Here is a 20,434-nt window from a genome sequence, read left to right as displayed (position 1 = left end):
AGAGGTGAGAATAAGGGGGACAGTCACACTTTCCTGGGTCGCTGCTTCGGAAAGTGTGACTGTCCCCCTTATTCCGTCCGTGATACACTCGTTCCTGCTCTTTAACCGCGGTCCCGCGAGGCCGCGAAGAGGTCTGTCGTGAAGTCACGCGTCCTTCCGCTCATCCCGCTTTCCCAGGTCACGCCATGCCGATTGTAATGGACGCCGAGCGCGTCGGGCGCACGCTCATGCGCATCGCCCACGAGATCGTCGAGCGCACGCGCGCGTTCGACGAGCTGGCCCTTGTCGGCGTGCGCGCGCGCGGCGTGCCGATTGCCCGGCGCCTCGCGCAGAACATCGCGTCGATCGCCGGTCACGAGATTCCCACCGGCGCGCTCGACATCACGCTCTACCGCGACGACCTGATGCGCCAGCCCGTCGGCCCGCAGCCCGTCGTCCGCAAGACGGAAATCCCGTTCTCGATCGACGACCGGCGCATCCTGCTCGTGGACGACGTGCTGTACACCGGGCGCACCGTCCGCGCGGCGCTCGACGCGCTGATCGATTTCGGGCGGCCCCGCAGCATCCAGCTCGTCGTGCTCGTGGACCGCGGGCACCGGGAGCTGCCGATCAAGGCGGACTACGTCGGCAAGAACCTGCCGACCTCGCCGCGTCAGAGCGTCCAGGTCAGGCTGGCGGAGGTCGACGGCCGCGACGAGGTCAGCATCGAAGAAGAGGTGGCGGTATGACGGCCGAAGCGCTTCCCGTCGCCGGGACGAGGTCGCTGCGCGGGCGCCACCTGCTGGGCATCCAGGGCCTGACGCAGGAGGAGATCCTCCTCATCCTCGACACCGCCGACGCGATGAAGGAAATCGCGTCGCGGCCGATCAAGAAGGTCCCGACGCTGCGCGGCCGGACGGTGGTGAACCTGTTCTTCGAGCCGAGCACGCGCACCCGCACGTCGTTCGAGGTGGCCGAGAAGCGTCTCAGCGCCGACACGCTGAGCATTGCGACGGCGGTGTCGAGCGTCGTGAAGGGGGAGACGCTCGTCGACACCGTGCTCAACCTCGAGGCGATGTCCCCCGACATCATCGTGATGCGCCACTCGTCGTCCGGTGCGGCCCACCTGGTCGCCCGGATCGGCCGATCGCACGTGGTGAACGCCGGCGACGGGCTCCACGAGCATCCCACGCAGGCGCTGCTCGACGCATTCACCATCCGCGAGCACAAGGGGACGATCGCCGGGCTGAAGGTCGCCATCGTCGGCGACCTGTTCCACAGCCGCGTTTTCCGGTCGAACGCGATTCTCCTCGACACGCTGGGCGCGGAGGTCCACGTGTGCGCGCCGGCCACGCTGCTGCCGCCCGCCATCGGGCGGTTCGGCGTCAGGGCGACCACGCGGATCGAAGAGGCGGTGGACGGGGCGGACGTGGTGATGATGCTGCGCATCCAGCAGGAGCGCATGCACGGCCACTTCTTCCCGAACACGCGCGAGTACTTCGAGGAGTTCGGCCTCACGCCCGAGCGGGCGAAGCTCGCGAAGGCGGACGCCATCATCATGCATCCGGGCCCCATGAACCGCGGCGTGGAGATCGCGTCCGAGGTGGCCGACGGGCCCTATTCCGTCATCCTCGAGCAGGTGGCGAACGGCGTGGCCGTGCGCATGGCGGTGCTGTACCTGCTCGCAGGCGGCGGCGAAGAACAGGCGGCGTGACGTGAAACTGCTGTTGAAGGGAGGGCACGTCGTCGACCCCGTGCGCGGGCTGAACGGGCCGGCGGACGTGCTCGTCGAGGGAGAGCGCATCGCGCGGGTGGGCACCTCCATCCCCGGCGATGGCGCGTCGATCGTCGAGGTGCCGGCTGGCTGGCTGGTGGTGCCCGGGCTCATCGACATGCACGTGCACCTGCGCGAGCCCGGCCAGGAGCACAAGGAGACGGTAGCGACCGGCACGGCGGCGGCCGTGGCCGGCGGCTTCACCGCCGTCGCCTGCATGCCGAATACCGAGCCGGTGAACGACCACGCGGCGGTGACGGAGCTGATCCTCCGGCGCGCCGCGGAAGCAGGGCAGGCGCGCGTGTATCCCATCGGCGCGGTCTCGCGCGGATCGAAGGGAGAGCAGCTTGCCGACATCGCCGAGCTGAAGCGCGCAGGGTGCGTCGCGATCTCCGACGACGGCCGGCCGGTCGCGACCGCGCTGCTGATGCGCCGCGCGCTCGAGTACGCGGGCATGTTCGGCATGCCGGTGATCGACCACTGCGAGGACTCGTCGCTGAAGGCCGACGGCGTGGCGCACGAGGGCTACCACGCGTCCCGCCTGGGGCTCCGCGGCATCCCGGCCGCCGCAGAGGCCCTGATGGTCGAGCGCGACGTCACGCTCGCGGACGTGGCCGGCGCGCCGGTGCACATTGCACACATGAGCGTGCGCGGCTCGCTGCGCGCGGTGCGTGCGGGGAAAGAGCGCGGCGTGCGCGTGACCTGCGAGGTGACCCCGCATCACCTGGTGCTGACCGACGAGGCGCTCGAGGGCTACGACACGAACGTGAAGATGAACCCGCCGCTGCGCGACCTGGCGGATCGCGATGCGTTGATCGAGGGGCTCGCGGATGGGTCGATCGACGCCATCGCGACCGACCACGCGCCGCACCACTACGACGAGAAGCTCGTGGAGTTCGACCGCGCCCCCTTTGGCATCGTCGGCCTCGAGACCGCGGTGGCGCTGGTCTTCGATCGCCTCGTGCACGCGGGACGAATCACCGTGAATCGGATGATCGAGCTCATGTCGGTCAACCCGGCCAGGATTCTCAACGTCCCCGGCGGCACGCTCGCCGGCGGCGCGCCGGCCGACATCACGCTTCTCGCGCCAGACATGCCGACGACGATCTCGGCCGCGGCGCTGCGATCGAAGTCGAAGAACACGCCGTTCGATGGCTGGACGCTGCGCGGCGGCGTGGCGGCGACGATCGTGGGCGGCCGTCTCGTGTACGTGAATCCCGGCGCGCCGGGCGCCGCGAACCTGGAGGGCAGACGTGTCGCGGCTGGATGAAGTGAGGCTGCAGGCGCTCAGGAAGCTGCAGGACTTCGAGGTGCTGATGGTCAACGGGCACTTCGACTATGGAAACGGGTACNTGGAAACGGGTACCACGGGCGCGTCTACCTGAACCCGCACCAGCTGTTTCGCCATCCCTCGACGATCTGGCAGCTCGCGCAGGACCTGCTCGACGTCATTCCCGGAGACCTCCTCTCGAGGACGGACGTGGTCGCCGGGCCGGTGACGGGGGGCGCGCTCCTGGCGCACACGCGCGCCGGCCTCCTGGACGGGCGCCGCAGCCTCGGGCATCCGCCGTCGCAATTCGCGCCGTTCACCGAGGACGACGACGGCGCGTTCGTGCTTCGCCCCTTTTACGCCCGGCAGATGCAGGGCCGGCGCGTGCTCGTCGCCGACGACGTGCGGAACACGGGGAAGACGTTCGAGTTGTGCGCCGACCTGGTGCGGCGCGCCGGCGGGGAGGTGCTCGCCACCGTGGAGATCTACGACCGGGGCGAATCGGTCGTCGATCCCGGCGTCCCCAACTTCGCCCTGGCCTCCTATCAATCCGCCCACAACTACACCGCCGAGACGTGCCCGATGTGCCGGGAACGGATTCCGATCACGACGTGGTAGCACTCGAGCGGTACCGGAGCGTCCTCGACGCCCAGTACGACGATTTCAACCGCACGGATTCCGCTGCGGATCCCGTCCAGCTCGTGCGGCGCTATCCGGATCCCGGTGACCTCGAGATCGCGGGTTTCTGCGCGGCGGCGCTCGCCTTCGGCCGCGTGGCGAGCGTCCTGCAATCGATCGAACGGCTGTTCGCGATCCTCGGCCCGTCTCCGCGCGCGTTCGTGCGGCGCTTCGACCCCGCGGCACACCCCGAGCTGCTGCCGCTCGTGCACCGGTGGGTGGGCGGGCGCGACCTCGCGGCGCTGCTGCTGATCCTCCGCCGCATGATCGAGGACGCCGGGTCGCTCGAAGACTTCTTCCTCGCGGAATACTCGGACGCCGACACGGATATCGCCGCGGCGCTCGACGCGTTCTGCCGCCGCGCGCTGGAGTGCGACCTCTCCGCCGTCTACGGCCGGCGGCGCACGCGCCTTGGCGTCCGCCATTTCTTCCCGCGCCCCTCCGGCGGCAGCGCCTGCAAGCGGTTGAACCTGTTCCTGCGCTGGATGGTGCGGCGCGACGCGGTGGACCTTGGCGTGTGGACGCGCGTGCCCGCGTCGAAGCTGGTGGTGCCGCTCGACACGCACGTGATCAGGCTGGGGCGCTGCCTGCGGCTGACCACGCGCGCGACGCCGGGGTGGAAGATGGCGGCCGAGATCACCGCGGCGCTCCGCGAGCTGTCACCGGAGGACCCGGTCCGCTACGACTTCTCGTTGTGCCACATCGGCATGGCGGGAATGTGCGGCTACGGCACGCCGCGCGGGAACCGAGACTGCCCGCTGAAGGGCGTCTGCCGGCCGGTGACGCGATAGGACGCGGAATAAGGGGGACAGTCACACTTTCCCGAAGCCGCGCCCCAGGAAAGTGTGACTGTCCCCCTTATGCTCCTCGTACACGCCGAGCACTCTCCTCACCATCCGCTCAGCGCTGAAGTGTTCCTCGACGCGCCGGTAGCCGGCCTCGCCGAACGTCGTGCGCATCGCCGGGTCCCGCAGCAGCCGCACGATCGCGTCCGCCATCGCGGCATCGTCGCGCGGTGGCACGAGGAGGCCGGTCTCGCCGTGCACGACGGCCTCCGGGATCCCGCCCGCCTCGGTGCCCACCACCGCCCGGCGGCACGCCATCGCCTCGAGGACCGCGCTGCCGAGCCCCTCGGTGATCGAGCTCATCACGAAGAGATCGATCGTCTTGCAGAGCGACAGCACGTCGGCGCGAAACCCCGCGAGCCGCACGTGCTTCTCGAGCGCGTGAGACCTGATCTGCCGCTCGAGCGACTCGCGCAGCTCTCCCTCGCCGAAAATGACGAACCGCGCATCCGGCACCTCGCGGACCACGATCTTCGCTGCCTCGACCAGGTGCCGCTGCCCCTTGTGCGGTACGAGCGCGGCGGCGTTGGCCACGACCGGCGCGTGGTGCGGCAGCCAGAACGCCTCGTGGATGCTTGCCGGCGGCACGGCGGACAGCCTCGCAAGGTCCACTCCGTCGTGCACGACCGCGGTGCGCTCGGGCGCGACTCCATCGTCGATCAGCATGCGCCGGATCGCGTCCGACGCGCAGAGGAACCGGTCCACCTGGTTGTACTTCCAGCGCGAGAGCGCGTTCCTGCGGATGTGGAAGTCCACGCGGCGCGACATCACCAGCGGCGGGCACGGCCTGGGAGATGCCATCGAGAGGGCGGACGCGGCCATGGCCACCGCGTGCGAGTCGTGCGCGTGGATGATGTCGGGGCTCATCTGCCGGATGACGCGCGACAGCTTCCACGCGGCGCCGAGATCCATCTCGCTTCGCGGCGCGAACAGGATCAGATCGTGTCCCTCGCTGGCGCGCTGGCGAAGCACGCCGTCGGGGTGCGCCACGAGCACGGCGCGGTGCCCCAGCTCGCGCAGGCCGAGCACGGTCATGAGGACCTGCGCCTGGCCGCCGCGCCAGGTCCGCGCGGTGTCGACGTGGAGCGAGAACATCAGGTGGGTCCCGGGCCGCGCGGCCCGGGGCCGGGAGTGCGAACGTGCGGATCGGGCGAGACCGGCTCGGTGGTGCCCGGGCCGGACGTCTGGCGCTCCCAGAGTTTCAGGAACTTCAGCAGCACGTAATAGCTGTTGAGCACCGAGATCACAAATCCCCTCGTGCCCTGCATGAAGCCCCGCCGCAGGACGTAGTTCCTCGCGAAGGCCGCCACCGGAAGAACGGTCAGCGACGCCAGCCCGGACCGCCGTCCCTGCTCGTACATCTCCTCGGCCGCGAGCGTCGTATACCGGTTCATCGTGTCGAGGTGATGCGTGAGATCGCGATACGGCCGGTGCTGGATTTCATGCTGCAACCGGCCGGCCTCCCCATCCACGTTGACCGACTCGTGCACCCGGCGCGTGCCCCACCGCGCCCGGCGCCGGTCGTACAGGCGCAGCTGTCGATCGGGATACCAATCGGTCGTGCGAATCCACCGCCCGAGATACCAGCTGACACGCGGGATTCGATAGCCGGCCTGCGCCGGCTCGGACGCCATCAGGGCGCGGATTTCATCGGCGAGCGCCGGCGTCACGCGCTCGTCGGCGTCGAGCGACAGGATCCAGTCGTGCTCCGCCAGCTCCGCGGCGTAGTTCTTCTGCTCCGCAAAGCCCTTCCAGTCGCGATGAAACACGCGGGCGCCCCGCGCCCGCGCGACGTCCACCGTCGCGTCCGTGCTGCCGCAGTCCACCACGACGATGTCGTCCGCCCACGCGACCGACCCGAGGGCGGGCGCGATATTGGCGGCTTCGTTTCTGGTAATGATTGTGACCGAGAGCTTCGGCACGGGGGGAGGTTATCACGGCTGCGCCACTCCCACCGGTCCCCCGCCCGCCAGCGGAATCTGCTGGATCGCCTCGAAGTCCACGGTCGAGCGGTTGTAGTCGATGATCGCGCGCAGCTCGTTGTTGCGGGCGTTGGTGAGCTCGCGCTGCGCCTGGAACACGATGAACGTCGTGGACATGCCGACGTTGAACTTCTTCTGCTCGGCCGCCAGGCGCTGCTCGGCCAGCTGGCGGGCGACCTGCGTGGCCTGCACCCGTTTGAGGTTCGTGTTCACCTGCCGTCCCGCCTCGCGCACGGCGGTCGTGACCTGCAACTCCAGGTTCTGGAGAGCGGTCCGCGACTGCGTGTTCTGCAGCCGCGCGCGCGCCAGGTTGGCCTCCGCGGCGCTTCGCCCGATGGGATAGCCGATCGTCACGCCGAGCGTCCACGACGGGAACTGGTTGCGGAAGACGTCGCTCAGCACCGAGCCGAAGCTGCGGTTGGTCTGCCCGATGACCGGCGGCGGGAACCCCCCCTGGCCGAATTCGAGCTGGGTTCCGCCGAGCCCCGTCAGCCCGTAGCTGGCCTCGAGATTGAGGTCGGGCAGCCGCTGGTTGTTGTAGAAGCGGATGTTGATGTCGGCGCTTTCGAGCTGCTTCTTCGTCTGGATGATGTCGGTGCGGTTCTGCAGCGCGTTGGAGACCGCCGCGTTCACGTCGATCGGCCGCGGCGGCGCCATCATCGGCTGGTCGGTCGGCTCGAGGCGCATCGACCAGAAGTCCGGGCGCGAGGGATCGGCGACGAGCGCGCGCAGTTGATCCTCGGCCGAGCGGATCGCCGCCTCCGAGACGATGACCGCTTCCTCGTTCCGCGCGACTTCCGCTTCCGCTTCCACGATGTCGATCGGCGCCATCGTGCCGACCTCCACCCGGGTGCGGTTGTTGCGCAACGACTCGCGCGCCAGCTCGAGCGACTGCGTCTGCACCTCGTGATTCGCGACGGCGGAGACGAGGTCCCAGTACGAATTGCGCACGTTGCGCGTGATCTGTGCGATGGACTGGCGCAGCTGCACGTCCGCGATCTCCCGCTGCTTGTTGCTCAGCAGAACCTGCTGGCGCAGCGAGTCGATCTTGAAGTTGCGCAGCAGCGGCTGCACCAGCTGCGCGTCCACGTTTGACGCGAGCTGCGGATTGAAGCTCGTAAAGCTCGTCGTCTCGCGGCGGGAGCCCGCCCAGCTCACCTGGTAGTTCCCGCCCCCCCACGGCAGGTTCTGCCGCACGCCGAAGGCGGAGTTGAACCGGTCGTCGGTAATCGTCTCTTCTGAACCCGAGAGGAAGCTCTGAGACGGCGATTCGTTGCTCGACGTGGCGAATGTGGAGAACAGGTTCGGCGCGTATGCCGCGCGCGCCTGCGCCACCGACAGGTCCTGGATCTGCGGATCGAGCCGCGCCGCCCGCAGGTTCAGGTTCTGCTCCAGCGCCATCGCCACCGCATCCTCGACGCTCAGCCGCCGAACGGGGCCCGTCTGCGGCGCCGGTTGCGCGGGCATGCCCGGCACGGCCGATGACTGGCCCGGGGGGGCCGAAGCCTGCGAAGCAGGCGAAGGCGCCTGCCCGGCCGCGAACACCGCGGTGCCGCAAACGGACAGATTCGCGGCGAGGAACGCTGCCGTCGCGAGGCGAATCCAGGCCGACGTACTACGGTTCGAACACATCGTGGGTATCTCCAGGTGGAATAACGGAATGGACCCTGCGGTACATAGACGGGCGGGCCTGCGTGAGGGTTTCAGAATTGTATACTTTTCCGCCATGTCTCACCGCCGCTTTCCCTCTCGTGCATCAGGACTTGCGCTGCTGTTTTGTTCGCTCGCGACTGTCGCCGGCGCGCAGGTCGAACCCGCCGCAAAGACCGCGCCGCTTCGGCTCACCGTGGACAGCATCATGCGAGGACCGGACCTGGTGGGCCATCCGCCCACCGGGCTCCGCTGGTCGGGCGATTCGAAGCGGCTGTACTTCGAATGGCGCCGCCCTGGAGAAGACGAAGCCGGCACGTGGATGGTTGGGGCCGACGGAACCCAGCTCACGCCGCTGACCGAGGACGCGCGCCGCTCGGCACCGCCGGCCGCAGGCGGCCGCTGGGATCGGGCGCACCGGCGCGTCCTCTTCGTCGACCGCGGCGACATCGTCCTGGTGGACAGCGTGTCCGGGACACGCCGGCAGATCACCCGGACGTCGGACGGCGAGGCGAGCCCGCGGTGGGCCCGGAACGACACGCACGTGACGTTCACGCGTGGCGGCAACCTGTTCATCGTGCCGGCCGCTGCCGCCGGTGACGCCCCGCAACTCCTGGTGCAGCTCACCGACGTTGCCGTCAGGAAGCCCGAGCCGCGCCTGACCGACAGCCAGAAGTATCTCCGGGAGGAAGAGAAGAAGCTGTTGGAACATGTCCGCGAGGCGGCAGAGAAGAAGCAGCGCGACGAGACGAAGGAGCGGCGGGATGCGCTGCCGAAGCTCGATCTGAAGGACGGGCAGGCCGCCGTCGATCTGCTCCTTTCACCGGATGACCGGCACGTCTTCGTGCTCGTGTCGGAACGGGCACAGGGAGCGAAAACGTCGGATGTGCCCGGCTACATCACCGAGTCCTCGTACCCCGAGATGATCCCCGGGCGGTCGAACGTGGGCGATGCGCAGGACGAGCTCCTGCTTGCGGTGCTCGACCTCGGGACCGGCAAGAGCGTGTGGGTCGAGGCGACGTTCGCCGCGCCACGCCCGGTCCGCTGGACGATGCCCGTTTTTTCGAGAGACGGGAAAGACGCCGTGGCGTCGGCGCGCGCCGGCGACAACAAGGACCGCTGGCTCGTCACGATCGATCCTGCCACCGGTAAGGCCCGCGTCGTCGAGCACACGCACGATGAGGCGTGGGTGCGTGATGGGGGCACGCCAGCGCAGTTCCTCGAGGATGGAAAGCGCGTGTACTTCCTGTCGGAGCGCGATGGATGGATGCACCTCTACACCGTCGATGTGACGGCGGCGGACCCGCGTCCCACGCAGATCACGGAAGGGAATTTCGAGATCGACGAGGTTCAGCTGTCGGCTGACGGCCGCACGTTCTACGTGACCTCGACGGAGCATCATCCCGCCGAGCGCCACCTCTACGCCGTGCCTGTTGACGGGGGTGCGCGGGCGCGCATCACGTCGATGACCGGCTCGAACGAGGCGGAAGTCTCGCCCGACGGCGCCGCGCTCGGTCTCGTCCACTCGTACGCCACGAAGCCGCCGGAGGTATTCATCATGCCGAACCGCGCCGGCGCGGCGGCGCGGCAGGTGACGACCACCCCCACCGCGGAGTGGCGGGCGTTCAGATGGATCGATCCGCAGATCGTCACGTTCCCGGCACGCGACGGCGCCCGTGTGTACGCCAGGCTCTATCGTCCCGAGATGATTGGCGCCCGGCCCGATCCGGCAAAGCCGGGCGTCGTCTTCGTGCACGGCGCGGGCTACCTGCAGAACGCGCACAAGTACTGGTCCACCTACCACCGCGAGTACATGTTCCACAACCTGCTCGCCTCGCGCGGCTACGTGGTGCTGGACGTCGATTACCGCGCGAGCCGCGGCTACGGGCGCGACTGGCGCACCGCGATCTACCGCCACATGGGAGGCAAGGACCTCGATGACGTCGTGGACGGCGCACGATATCTTGCCGCCACGCAGGGCGTGAACCCGAGGCGCATCGGCGTCTACGGCGGAAGCTACGGCGGGTTCATCACCCTCATGGCGATGTTCACGACGCCGGACGTGTTCGCCGCGGGCGCCGCCCTGCGGCCCGTCACCGACTGGGCGCACTACAACCACGGCTACACGTCGAACATCCTCAACGTTCCTCACGGGGACCAGGAGGCGTACAGGCGCAGCTCGCCGATCTACTTTGCCGAGGGCCTGAAAGGCGCGCTGCTCATCTGCCACGGCATGGTCGATACCAACGTGTTCTTCCAGGACTCGGTGCGCCTCGCGCAGCGGCTGATCGAACTGCGGAAGGAAAACTGGGAGCTCGCGGCGTACCCGGTCGAGAACCACAGCTTCACCGAAGCCACGAGCTGGGCCGACGAGTACAGGCGGATCCTGAAGCTGTTCGAGGCGAACCTGCGGCAGCGCGGTCGCGCGTGGCGGGGCACCGCAGCGCGTTGAGTGGAAACGACGTCAATCAGCTTCCGTGGGCAGTGACCGCTGGAATAGGTCGCGAACAGCTGAAATCATGACATCCCGGTCGCTGGCTCCGGCGGAAGCACCGTCGGGCTGTGAAGTTTCTCCAGGTCCGAGCCAATAGTCGCGAGATTCCGAGACTGCCTCCCGCGGATTATGTTGTAGCCAACTGTGTAGCAGTAAAGGCTCACCGGAATGAACTTAACTTCTATGCCGTTGCTGACAACCACTCGTGATCGGGATTTCGAGGTGACGAGCACCTTGCTCTGTCCGTTCGCCGCGGAGAATTCGAATAGGTTGTTCAGTTCGTGCGGCTTGTCAACGAATCTGTCAGTCCATTTGACTTCAACGGCCCACGCCGGCCTCTGTTCATCGTTAAGGCAAACGATGTCGACTTCGCCTTTTGGCCAGCGCGCGTATCGTAACGTTGTTCTCACGTCAGCATGAAACCATTGCGAAAAAGCGCCGGTCTCCGCGAGATCACCGAACGCGTCATCGGTGTCATTCAGCGGCGAAAAAAGTGCACTGCGGATTGATGGATTGGTCAGGTATACCTTGAAGAAGTTGGCGCGCTGAAATCGTCTGCCGCGACGATCGATACGGTGCACCGTGCGGATGAGGAATGCAGCCTCTAGATACTCGATATATCGTTTCAGCGTGTTCTTTGCTACTCCCGAATTTCTTGATAAGCCTTCCAAAGACACTTCATTTGCCGTGTTGAAGGCAAGGGTCGTGAACAGTGAGTTCAGTTCTTGAATGTCTTGGATTCCATAAAGGCTCGGAAGATCTCGCAGCAGGACTTTGTCGATGATGTCACTCTTGATGAACCGAGCGAGGTCGTCTTGGATGTCTGGCGAGAAGATGACTTCCGGATACCCGCCGAAGTTCAGGTACTTAACGAACTCGGTATTGAGCGCCTCGATGTCGTCCGTACCGAAAAAGGCCGACCCTTGAGGGCCGCTCTTGTCAGGAGCGGTCAAGAGATTCGTTTTGTCCAGAAGGCCGATGTACTCGCAGAAAGTGAGGGGTGGCAACAAAAAGTCGGTAAAACGGCCGGCTCCCGACTCGTTACTCTTCAACTTCAGCGCCGCAGCAGCCGATCCGGATGCGACGAATCGAATGTGGGGTTCGGTGTCGACGAGCGTCTTCAAGTGCACTTCCCAGTCGCGTAGGTACTGAACCTCGTCGAAGAATACGTACGCAGGAGACCCGCCCGATGAAATCGCCGCGGCTTCCCTGCAAAGCGCAAGTAAGTCACCTAGGCCGCACCCGTTGTAAAGCGGGTGATCGACTGAGACATAACAGATTCGGTTGGGCTCGACTCCGTCCCGAATGAGCTCTTGGACTGTATGGTGCAGCAAGACGGTCTTGCCAACACGTCGCGGCCCCATGAGAAGCACGGCACGCCGCACCGAAAGATTCGTTATTAGAGGAAACAGGAGTTCAAGATAGTCACGGCGCCGCATTTCATCCCATGCTGGGTTGATCGTGTGGGGCGCGCGCCACCAAGGGTTCTCCGCTTGAATCCTCCGGACGACTTGGTCTTTCGGAATTTCCCGCACCGCCCGAGAGTACCATCGACGGTCGCTAAAATCAACGCGCTGACTCTAATTTGTAAGTGCCTGTAAACAAATGGCATACTCCGACACGTTCCGATGCGGACGCGCGGGTCGATGAGCCGAAGGGGGCTGCCGCTAAGCGCCATCCGTCGAGAACCCGCCGCGCACCCCCGGACGGGGCATGGTGCCACAGGCCAGCAGGCGCCTCGCGTTCCAGCGTGCGTCGCAGCCGCTCCAAGCCGGGAGCGTCAGCTCACCAGTGCCCCCGTTCGGTGCGATGCGATCGCCCGCGGGGCTCACGCCCGTAAATCCGGCGCGCGGATCACGCCGGACCGGCTTCCCCGGACCGCGTGAGTCGGACGAGGGCGGCGGAGAGCGCGCACCCGGCGAGCGTCCCGGGCTGCGGCATCGGGGCAGATAGCGAACGTAGAGAGTACAATCGGTCCTCCGCATGCACCGAAACGACGTCCTTGATCTCTTCCGCCGGTCGGGCGCGCTGCTCGAAGGGCACTTCAGGCTCTCGTCCGGATTGCACAGCGGCGGCTACCTGCAATGCGCGCTGGTGCTGCAGGATCCGCGCGACGCCGAGACGCTCGGCCGCGCGCTGGCCGGGAAGGTTCGTGGGCTGAACGTCGAGGTCGTGCTGTCGCCGGCCATGGGCGGCCTCATCATCGGCCACGAGGTGGCCCGCGCGCTCGGCGCGCGCGCGATCTTCGCCGAGCGCGTCGAGGGACGGCTCACCCTCCGGCGCGGCTTCGCGTTGAAGCCGGGCGAGCGCGTGCTCGTCGTCGAGGACGTGCTGACCACCGGCCTGTCCACCCGCGAGACGATTGACGTCGCGCGCGCCGCGGGCGCGGATGTGGTCGGCGCTGCCGCGATCATCAACCGCAGCGAGTCGCACGGGCTTGACGTCGGTTTTGCCGCGCTGGCCGACTACCCGCTGCCGGCCCACCAGCCCGGCGCATGCCCCCTGTGCGCGGAAGGGAAGCCCGTCGTCAAGCCGGGGTCGCGCGGTGCCTGAGCGACGCAACGCCAGACTCACCCTTCAGTACGACGGCACGGGCTACGTCGGCTGGCAGCGGCAGGCGCGCGGCGTGTCGATCCAGGCCCTTCTCGAAGACGCGCTCGCGACGCTTGAAGGCGCGCCGGTCACCGTCACGGGCGCCGGGCGCACCGACGCCGGCGTCCACGCCCTTGCGCAGGTCGCGAGCGTCCCGCTCACCGTGTCGCTCGACGATGAGACGCTGCAGCGGGCGCTCAACGCGAAACTGCCGGATGACGTGCGGGTGGTTTCCGTCGAGCGCGCGCCGGACGATTTTCACGCGCGTTTCAGCGCCCGCGCGAAGACCTACGAGTACCGCATCGTGACCGGGCCGTTCCTGTCTCCATTCGAACGGCGCTACGCGTGGCACCTGCCGCACCTGCGGGACGTCGCGGCGATGCAGGCGGCAGCCGCCGCGCTCGTCGGCGTCCACGACTTCGCCGCGTTCCAGGCGGCCGGTGGTTCCGTCAAGACGACGGAGCGGGAAATCACCTCGCTCGAGGTGGAGTTCGACGACCCGCACCTGTCGGTCGTCGTCACCGCGAACGGGTTTCTCAGGCACATGGTCCGCACGATCGTCGGGACGCTGGCCCAGGTCGGCGCGAGGCGCGCCGTGCCGGAGTGGGTCGCGGGCGTGCTCGAGTCGCGGGATCGGTCGCTCGCCGGGCCGACGGCACCGGCCCTGGGACTGTTCCTCGTTTCCGTGGACTATTGACGGCAGATACTTTGTGATGCAAAGTACGAGGACGCCGGCGCCGCCGACTGCGGTATGATCGGTGTTTATCGCTGTCATGGGGTTTCAAGACATCCTGTCGGTCTGTCCCCCCGGGTCCGCCGAGGAGTCGCTCGTCCGCCAGATCAACTTCGATCAGCTGCCGCGGCATGTCGCGATCATCATGGACGGCAACGGCCGGTGGGCGGCGCAGCGGCACCTGCCGCGCGTGGAAGGGCACCGCGCGGGGATCGACTCGGTGCGCGACGTCGTCGAGTCATCCGCGCGCATCGGCGTCGGCGTGCTGACGCTCTACGCGTTCTCGGTCGAGAACTGGAAGCGCCCCGCGACCGAGGTGTCCACGCTCATGATGCTGCTCAAGCGCTATCTGCGCCTCGAGCTGAACACGCTCCTGGGCAATAACATCCGCTTCAACGTCATCGGCCGCCCCGACGAGCTGGCGGCGGACGTGCGTCGCGAGCTCGAGAGCGGCCAGACAAAGACCGCGGGCTGTACCGGCATGCTGTTCAACATCGCGTTGAACTACGGCGGGCGCGCCGAGATCGTCGACGCGCTCAAGCGGGCGATTGCGCAGGGCCTGGCGCCCGCCGACATCGACGAGACGACGATTGGCCACCTGCTGTATACGGCGGGACAACCCGATCCCGACCTGCTCATCCGGACGAGCGGCGAGATGCGCGTGAGCAACTTCCTGCTCTGGCAGATTGCCTATTCCGAGATCTGGGTCACCGAGACCCTGTGGCCCGACTTCCGCAAGCGTCACCTCCTCGAGGCGATTCTCGCCTTCCAGAAGCGGGAGCGCCGCTACGGCGGGATCCCGCAGCCGGCCGTCGCGGGGCGCTGAGTGCCGCACGCGCTGAATTGCCGCGAGGCGAAGTCATGCTCCAGAGAGTCTTGAGCGCGCTCGTCCTCCTGCCCGTTGTCCTCGGCACGATCTGGTTCCTCCCGCCGGTGGCCACGCTCGTCCTCGCCCTGGTCGCGCTGGTCCTGGCCTTCTTCGAGTACGTGACGCTCGCCGAGCAGCTCGGCGCCCGTGTGTATTGGCTGGTCTCGCTGGCTGCGACCGTGGCGGCGGCGATCGCGATGGTCTCGCCCGGCGCGCCGCTCGATGTCGTCCTGATCTCCGCGCTGATTGTCGTCGGGGGCCTCACGGTCGGGGCGGGCGTGCCGGACGCCGCGCGGCTGCGCGACGCGACGTCCAGCCTGTTTCCGGTGATCTATCTCGGCGTGCCGATCGGGGCGCTCGTGGCGGTCCGCGCGTCGGTGAGCCGCGAGGCGGCGCTTCTGCTCATCGCCGCGCTCGTGCTCAGCGACACCGCGCAGTATTACGCCGGCCGCGCGTTTGGGCGCCGCCCCCTCGCACCCACGATCAGCCCGAAGAAGACCATCGAGGGGGCGTTCGGCGGGCTCGTCGTGGGCACCGCGGCGACGGTCGGCTTCGGCCTGTACTGGCTTCCCGGGGTTCCGCCCGCGGCCCTGGCGATGCTTGGCGCCGCGCTCGTCGAGCTCGGCATCGTGGGCGACCTGTTCGAGTCGCTGCTCAAGCGCAGCGCGGGAGTGAAGGACAGCTCGTCGCTGATTCCGGGGCATGGCGGCCTGCTCGATCGCCTCGACAGCTGGCTCTTCGCCGCGCCGGTGTACTACGTGTTCCTGCGCTACGCGGTGCTGAAGTGACGTGCACGCGCAAACGCATCGCCATTCTCGGCTCGACCGGATCGATCGGCTGCAGCGCGCTTGCCGTCGCGGAGGCCTACCCGGACCGCATCGAGGTCGTGGGACTCGCCGCGGGCGAAAACGCGCAGCGGTTCGCGGAGCAGGTGCGGAAGTTCCGGCCGCGTGCCGTGGCGATGGCGACGCGGGCGGCCCTGGACGAGGCGCGCGCGGCGTTCGCCGCCGGCGCGCGCCTCGCCGTCGAAGCGGCGGGCGCTGAAGGCCTCCTCGCGATCGCGACGCACCCCGACGTGGACATCGTGCTGTTCGCCTCCTCCGGCACCGCGGGGCTCGATGCCGTGCTCGCGGCCATCGAGGCGGGCAAGACCATCGCGCTGGCCAACAAGGAAGTCCTCGTCATGGCCGGCGCGATCGTGACAGGCGCGGCGCGCCGGCGGCACGTGCGCATCCTGCCGGTCGACAGCGAGCACAACGCGATCCACCAGTGCCTGCACGGGCGCGCGCAGCACGAGGTCGAGCGGCTCATTCTCACGGCGTCCGGCGGCCCCTTCCGCACGCTCGGGCCGGACGCGCTCGAGCGCGTGACCCCTGAAGACGCCCTGCGTCATCCGACGTGGCGCATGGGGCCGAAGATCACCATCGACTCTGCGACGTTGATGAACAAGGGGCTCGAGGTGATCGAAGCGCACTGGCTGTTCGACATGCCGGGCGAGCGGATCGACGTGGTCGTGCACCCGCAGTCGATCGTCCACTCGATGGTCGAGTTCAAGGACCGCTCCGTCATCGCGCAGCTCGGCGTGACCGACATGCGGCTGCCGATCCAGTACGCGCTCTCCTATCCGGAGCGCTGGGACGGCACGCTCGAGCGGCTCGACCTGACGCGCGCCGGCAGCCTCGAGTTTCTGCCGCCAGACCCGCGCAGGTTCCCGTGCCTGCCGCTCGCGTACCGTGCGTTGCGTGACGGCGGCGCGCTGCCCATCGTGCTCAACGCGGCCAACGAAATCGCCGTCGAGGCGTTCCTCGCGCATCGCCTGCCGTTCACCGGGATCCCGCGCCTCATCGAGCGGGCCATCGAAGATGCGGAACGCCGCCCGTCTGTCGACGTCAAATCACTGACCGACGTGCGCGAGGCCGACCGCTGGGCGCGCAGTCGGGCCGAAGAGCTGCTCGCCGCCGCCGGCGCCTGACGGGCTGTTACAATCAATCCAGGGTCTATGACACATCTGTGGGCTTTCCTGCTGGTTCTTGGCGTGCTCGTGTTCGTCCACGAGCTCGGCCATTTCCTCATGGCGCGCCGGATTGGCGTGCGCGTGCTGACGTTTTCGCTGGGTTTCGGCCCGAAGCTGCTGAAGTTTCGCCGCGGCGACACCGAGTACGCGATCAGCGCCATTCCGCTCGGCGGCTACGTGAAGATGGCGGGGGAGAACCCTGACGAATCGCTCACCGGGCGCCCGGACGAGTTCATGTCGCGCACCAAGTGGGAGCGCTTCCTCGTCTACATCATGGGCCCGATGATGAACCTCGCGCTCGCCGTCGTCGTGATGGCGTTCGTGCTCTACCAGGGTGCGGACGTTCCGGCGTACGAGACGGAGCCGCCCGTGATCGGCCGCGTGCTCGAGGGGTCTCCGGCGGAGGCCGCGGGCCTCCGGGCGGGGGACCGCATCCTCGAAATCAACGGCCGGGCCATCCCGGACTGGGAAGCCTTCAGCCTGGCGATCCTGCCGAAGGCGGGCCGCGAGGTCACCATTCTCGCCACGCGTGAAGGCGTTCGACAGCAGGTCATCGTCACGCCGATCGGCCAGACGAAGTACGAGATCGGCGACATCGGCATCCAGCCGCTCGTGCACCCGCAGGTCGCCGGCGTGACGGCGGGCGAGCCCGCGGACCAGGCGGGCCTGCGCAAGGGGGACGTCATCCTCGCCGTCGACGGCGTCCGCAACGTGCAGTACGACGATCTCGTGACCCACATCCGCTCGCGCGACGGGCGTCCCGTGCGGTTTGCCATCCGCCGCGACGGCGCGGAGCGCGAGATCGTGGCGACGCCGCGCAGCAAGCGCATCGGCGTGCAGCTCACCGCCTTCGAAGTGCGCACGATCGAGCCGGGACCGCTGCAGGCGGTGGCCATGAGCTTCGAGCGCAACTGGGACTGGACCAGGCTGATCTTCCGCACGCTCGCGGGCCTCTTCACGCGCGAGACCTCTGTCAGGCAGCTGATGGGTCCTGTCGGGATCGCCGAGCTGTCCGGCGGCGCCGCCCAACTCGGGTGGGTGCCGCTGCTGAACCTGATGGCGATGATCTCGCTGAACCTCGGGTTGCTGAACCTGATGCCGATCCCCGTCCTCGACGGCGGCCACATCGCCATCATGGCGATGGAAGGCGCCGCGCGGCGCGACTTCAGCATCCGCGTCAAGGAGCGGCTGCTCTTCGCCGGCTTCGTGGTGCTGATGGCGCTCATGGTCACGGTCATCTACAACGACCTGACCCGCGTGCAGTGGATCGAGCGCCTCATGCCCTGGCGGTAACAACCCGCCCCATGCTTCGAGGTCTCGGCGTCCGACGCGAGTTCGGCCCGATGCTGCAGCTCGCGGCGCCGGTGGTCCTCGCCGAGCTCGGATGGATGTTCATGGGCGTGGTCGACACGCTCATGGTCGGCCCGCTCGGGCCGGAAGCGATCGGGGCGGTCGGCGTCGGCAGCAGCCTGTTCATGGCGCTCGCCGTGTTCGGCATCGGGATCCTTCTCGGCCTCGACACGCTCGTCTCGCAGGCCTTCGGCGCCTCGCGCATGGACGAGTGTCACACGTGGCTCGTTCACGGGACGGCCGCCGCCGTCGTTCTCGCGATCCCTCTCACGGCCGCCTGCATCGGAATCAGCGCGACGCTCGACGTGTGGGGCCTCGACCCGCGCGTCATGCCGCTGACGCAGGCATACTTCAACGTCGTCTTGTGGTCGTCGCTTCCGCTGCTGCTCTACGGGGCGTTCCGCCGCTACCTCCAGGCACTGACGATGGTCAGGCCCGTGATGGCGGCGCTGATCTCGGCCAACGTCGTCAACGCCATCGCCAACTATCTGCTCATCCACGGCAGGCTCGGGTTGCCTGCGCTCGGCGTATCCGGCGCGGCCTGGGCGACGGTCATCTCGCGCGTCTACATGGCCGCGTTCCTCCTGGCCACGATCGTCATCGCGGAGCGCAGGTGCCGTACGGGATTGTTCGACACGCCGCTGGCCATCGAGCGCGCGCGCTGCCGGAGGCTTGTCGGCCTCGGGTTCCCCGCGGCCATGCAGGCGGTCCTCGAGGTCGGCGTGTTCGCCGCGGCGACGACGCTCGCCGGCAAGCTGCCCCCCTCGTCCATCGCGGCGCACCAGATCGCGCTCAACATGGCCGCCGTCTCGTTCATGGTTCCATTCGGCATCGCGTCGGCGGCGGCGGTGCGCGTCGGCCACGCCGTGGGGCGCCGCGATCCGGCCGGGACGGCGCGAGCGGGATGGACGGCGCTGCTGATTGGCGTCGGGTTCATGGCGCTCGCCGCCGCGACCTTCGTGGTCTTCGGCCGCCAGTTGATCGGCGCGTTCACCACGGACGCCTCCGTCATCGCCATCGGCATCGTGCTGCTGCGCGTGGCGGCGATCTTCCAGCTGTTCGACGGCCTGCAGGGAGTCGCGACCGGCGTGCTGAGGGGGGTCGGCGACACGCGCACGCCGATGCTGTGGAACTTCGCCGGGCACTGGCTCGTCGGCCTGCCGCTCGGCTACGTGCTCGCGTTTCCCCGGCACTGGGGCGTCGTGGGGCTGTGGGTCGGCCTCTCAACCGGCCTGATCATCGTCGGCGTCGTGCTGCTGATCGCGTGGATCCGGCACGTGCGCGAGCTTCGCGCGCTGAGCGCAGCGAGTTGCCAAGGCTCAGGTCAAGGAACTTAGCCGATGACGCAGTCAACAAACCAGCCCAGCCACTGATCGACGACGCGCCCAAGGCCCTCCGGCGTGGGCTGCGGGATCTCCGGCATGAGTACGAACGCGGCTGCCGCGCGGTCTCTCCCGATGGAACATTCGAGCCTCTTCCTGATCTCTTGCTCGCGACGGCGGCGTTCTTCCGTTTGAGGACCGTCGTACAGCTCCGGAGTAACGAAGTCGATCGCCTGTTCGACGGCAGCAACCTGCCCGGCCGATAGTTCTGCGCGATGGGTTTCAAGCCACCGCTGCGCATGGGTCCGTTTCAGTGCCGCTTTTTGATCGGCAGGAAGGCGCGCGAACGCTTCGCGACGTTGTTCCGCGGTCAAGGACATGAACTGCTCGTAGCCGTTGTCCCCTGCACGAGCAACAGCGCTTGGCGCCGCGAACGTCAAGAGCAGGATCGCAGCAATAACGCGCGCCCGGATTCGTCGGGTCATTCGTTTCTCCAAGGCGCAGGCGGTACCGTCGAGCCGTCTTCGACGGTGCCGCCGCAGAATGCTTTGACGCCTAGATGCGCTAGATGCATCCCTCCGGCACGCCGCACCCACCCCCACCACTATAGGGCATGCAGTAGCCGTCGCAAGGGTGATTGTCGAACAGGCCACAATCCTGGTACTGCGGGCGCTCGCAGACATACGGCGGATCGGGTGTATTCGGCCCGCAGAAATGAGTCGATTGATTGCAACCATCGTACGTGCCCTCGGACGCTACGTTGCAGTTGCAGAGTTCGGACGCCTCAAGCGCTGCCTCTGAATAGACATACTCGGCCACTATAATCCGCAGGGCGCGAAGGCTGCGACGTGGTCCGATTCGCGTAAAGCTGTGATCCATTTCA

At 67.7% G+C, this 20,434-nt stretch carries 18 protein-coding genes; 13 read left to right on the top strand and 5 right to left on the bottom strand.

The window, feature by feature from the left end; translation table 11 throughout:
- The first annotated feature begins 185 nt into the window (after positions 1 to 185).
- From pyrR to HYU53_00230, 5 genes are all read left to right on the top strand, one after another.
- Positions 186 to 728: a bifunctional pyr operon transcriptional regulator/uracil phosphoribosyltransferase PyrR gene (gene pyrR / locus HYU53_00250; protein MBI2219624.1), complete on the top strand. Its 543-nt coding sequence runs from the start codon at positions 186 to 188 to the stop codon at positions 726 to 728.
- A complete protein-coding gene (locus HYU53_00245) occupies positions 725 to 1,693 on the top strand; it encodes an aspartate carbamoyltransferase catalytic subunit (GenBank protein ID MBI2219623.1) in 969 nt (322 codons plus the stop codon). Before pyrR ends, HYU53_00245 begins: the two co-directional genes overlap by 4 nt.
- A gap of 1 nt (position 1,694) precedes the next feature.
- Positions 1,695 to 3,023 carry a dihydroorotase gene (locus HYU53_00240; GenBank protein ID MBI2219622.1) on the top strand — a complete coding sequence of 443 codons (1,329 nt, stop codon included), beginning with the start codon at positions 1,695 to 1,697 and terminating at the stop codon, positions 3,021 to 3,023.
- Between the two features lie 210 nt (positions 3,024 to 3,233).
- Positions 3,234 to 3,641: a hypothetical protein gene (locus tag HYU53_00235; GenBank protein MBI2219621.1), complete on the top strand. Its 408-nt coding sequence runs from the start codon at positions 3,234 to 3,236 to the stop codon at positions 3,639 to 3,641.
- Positions 3,635 to 4,492, top strand: a complete 858-nt coding sequence (locus HYU53_00230) for a TIGR02757 family protein (GenBank protein ID MBI2219620.1) — start codon at positions 3,635 to 3,637, stop codon at positions 4,490 to 4,492. Before HYU53_00235 ends, HYU53_00230 begins: the two co-directional genes overlap by 7 nt.
- A gap of 21 nt (positions 4,493 to 4,513) precedes the next feature.
- On the opposite strand, the gene HYU53_00225 is transcribed toward HYU53_00230, so the two are convergent.
- Genes HYU53_00225 through HYU53_00215 form a run of 3 tightly spaced genes read right to left on the bottom strand, consistent with a single transcriptional unit; the run spans position 4,514 to position 7,995 of the window.
- A complete protein-coding gene (locus tag HYU53_00225) occupies positions 4,514 to 5,641 on the bottom strand; it encodes a glycosyltransferase family 4 protein (GenBank protein ID MBI2219619.1) in 1,128 nt (375 codons plus the stop codon).
- Positions 5,641 to 6,468, bottom strand: coding sequence for a glycosyltransferase family 2 protein (locus HYU53_00220; protein MBI2219618.1), 828 nt, complete (start codon positions 6,466 to 6,468; stop codon positions 5,641 to 5,643). Before HYU53_00220 ends, HYU53_00225 begins: the two co-directional genes overlap by 1 nt.
- 12 nt (positions 6,469 to 6,480) lie before the next feature.
- Positions 6,481 to 7,995: a TolC family protein gene (locus HYU53_00215; GenBank protein MBI2219617.1), complete on the bottom strand. Its 1,515-nt coding sequence runs from the start codon at positions 7,993 to 7,995 to the stop codon at positions 6,481 to 6,483.
- Between the two features lie 259 nt (positions 7,996 to 8,254).
- On the opposite strand from HYU53_00215, the gene HYU53_00210 reads away from it, so the two are divergent.
- Positions 8,255 to 10,630, top strand: coding sequence for a S9 family peptidase (locus HYU53_00210; GenBank protein MBI2219616.1), 2,376 nt, complete (start codon positions 8,255 to 8,257; stop codon positions 10,628 to 10,630).
- A gap of 65 nt (positions 10,631 to 10,695) precedes the next feature.
- On the opposite strand, the gene HYU53_00205 is transcribed toward HYU53_00210, so the two are convergent.
- Positions 10,696 to 12,207: an ATP-binding protein gene (locus HYU53_00205; GenBank protein MBI2219615.1), complete on the bottom strand. Its 1,512-nt coding sequence runs from the start codon at positions 12,205 to 12,207 to the stop codon at positions 10,696 to 10,698.
- A 448-nt stretch (positions 12,208 to 12,655) separates the two neighbouring features.
- On the opposite strand from HYU53_00205, the gene HYU53_00200 reads away from it, so the two are divergent.
- From HYU53_00200 to HYU53_00170, 7 genes are all read left to right on the top strand, one after another.
- Complete coding sequence (locus tag HYU53_00200) at positions 12,656 to 13,225, top strand: orotate phosphoribosyltransferase (GenBank protein ID MBI2219614.1); 570 nt, start codon at positions 12,656 to 12,658, stop codon at positions 13,223 to 13,225.
- Entirely contained in the window at positions 13,218 to 13,961 is a 744-nt protein-coding gene (truA, locus tag HYU53_00195; GenBank protein ID MBI2219613.1) for a tRNA pseudouridine(38-40) synthase TruA, read from the top strand. Before HYU53_00200 ends, truA begins: the two co-directional genes overlap by 8 nt.
- A 76-nt stretch (positions 13,962 to 14,037) precedes the next feature.
- Positions 14,038 to 14,823 carry an isoprenyl transferase gene (locus tag HYU53_00190; protein ID MBI2219612.1) on the top strand — a complete coding sequence of 262 codons (786 nt, stop codon included), beginning with the start codon at positions 14,038 to 14,040 and terminating at the stop codon, positions 14,821 to 14,823.
- Positions 14,824 to 14,858: 35 nt separating this feature from the next.
- Complete coding sequence (locus tag HYU53_00185; protein MBI2219611.1) at positions 14,859 to 15,653, top strand: phosphatidate cytidylyltransferase; 795 nt, start codon at positions 14,859 to 14,861, stop codon at positions 15,651 to 15,653.
- On the top strand, positions 15,650 to 16,837 hold the full coding sequence (locus tag HYU53_00180) for a 1-deoxy-D-xylulose-5-phosphate reductoisomerase (protein ID MBI2219610.1): 1,188 nt from the start codon (positions 15,650 to 15,652) through the stop codon (positions 16,835 to 16,837). Before HYU53_00185 ends, HYU53_00180 begins: the two co-directional genes overlap by 4 nt.
- A 27-nt stretch (positions 16,838 to 16,864) precedes the next feature.
- Entirely contained in the window at positions 16,865 to 18,172 is a 1,308-nt protein-coding gene (gene rseP / locus HYU53_00175; protein ID MBI2219609.1) for an RIP metalloprotease RseP, read from the top strand.
- Between the two features lie 11 nt (positions 18,173 to 18,183).
- Positions 18,184 to 19,566, top strand: a complete 1,383-nt coding sequence (locus tag HYU53_00170; GenBank protein MBI2219608.1) for an MATE family efflux transporter — start codon at positions 18,184 to 18,186, stop codon at positions 19,564 to 19,566.
- On the opposite strand, the gene HYU53_00165 is transcribed toward HYU53_00170, so the two are convergent.
- The gene (locus HYU53_00165) at positions 19,563 to 20,036 is read right to left on the bottom strand and encodes a hypothetical protein (GenBank protein MBI2219607.1); all 474 of its coding nucleotides are present in this window, start codon (positions 20,034 to 20,036) and stop codon (positions 19,563 to 19,565) included. The genes HYU53_00170 and HYU53_00165 overlap by 4 nt on opposite strands.
- Positions 20,037 to 20,434: the final 398 nt, after the last annotated feature.

It is taken from the genome of Acidobacteriota bacterium (assembly GCA_016184105.1).
Classification (GTDB): Bacteria; Acidobacteriota; Vicinamibacteria; order Vicinamibacterales; family 2-12-FULL-66-21; genus JACPDI01.
This window is presented reverse-complemented; position numbering and strand designations above follow the sequence as displayed.

Bases quoted from the DNA above. Each gene is read 5' to 3' on its own strand.
- pyrR (MBI2219624.1), top strand. From the start codon at position 186: ATGCCGATTGTAATGGACGCCGAGCGCGTCGGGCGCACGCTCATGCGC.
- HYU53_00245 (MBI2219623.1), top strand. From the start codon at position 725: ATGACGGCCGAAGCGCTTCCCGTCGCCGGGACGAGGTCGCTGCGCGGG.
- HYU53_00225 (MBI2219619.1), bottom strand. From the start codon at position 5,641: ATGTTCTCGCTCCACGTCGACACCGCGCGGACCTGGCGCGGCGGCCAG.
- HYU53_00215 (MBI2219617.1), bottom strand. From the start codon at position 7,995: ATGCCCGCGCAACCGGCGCCGCAGACGGGCCCCGTTCGGCGGCTGAGC.
- HYU53_00210 (MBI2219616.1), top strand. From the start codon at position 8,255: ATGTCTCACCGCCGCTTTCCCTCTCGTGCATCAGGACTTGCGCTGCTG.
- HYU53_00200 (MBI2219614.1), top strand. From the start codon at position 12,656: ATGCACCGAAACGACGTCCTTGATCTCTTCCGCCGGTCGGGCGCGCTG.
- HYU53_00190 (MBI2219612.1), top strand. From the start codon at position 14,038: ATGGGGTTTCAAGACATCCTGTCGGTCTGTCCCCCCGGGTCCGCCGAG.
- HYU53_00185 (MBI2219611.1), top strand. From the start codon at position 14,859: ATGCTCCAGAGAGTCTTGAGCGCGCTCGTCCTCCTGCCCGTTGTCCTC.
- rseP (MBI2219609.1), top strand. From the start codon at position 16,865: ATGACACATCTGTGGGCTTTCCTGCTGGTTCTTGGCGTGCTCGTGTTC.
- HYU53_00170 (MBI2219608.1), top strand. From the start codon at position 18,184: ATGCTTCGAGGTCTCGGCGTCCGACGCGAGTTCGGCCCGATGCTGCAG.
- HYU53_00165 (MBI2219607.1), bottom strand. From the start codon at position 20,036: ATGACCCGACGAATCCGGGCGCGCGTTATTGCTGCGATCCTGCTCTTG.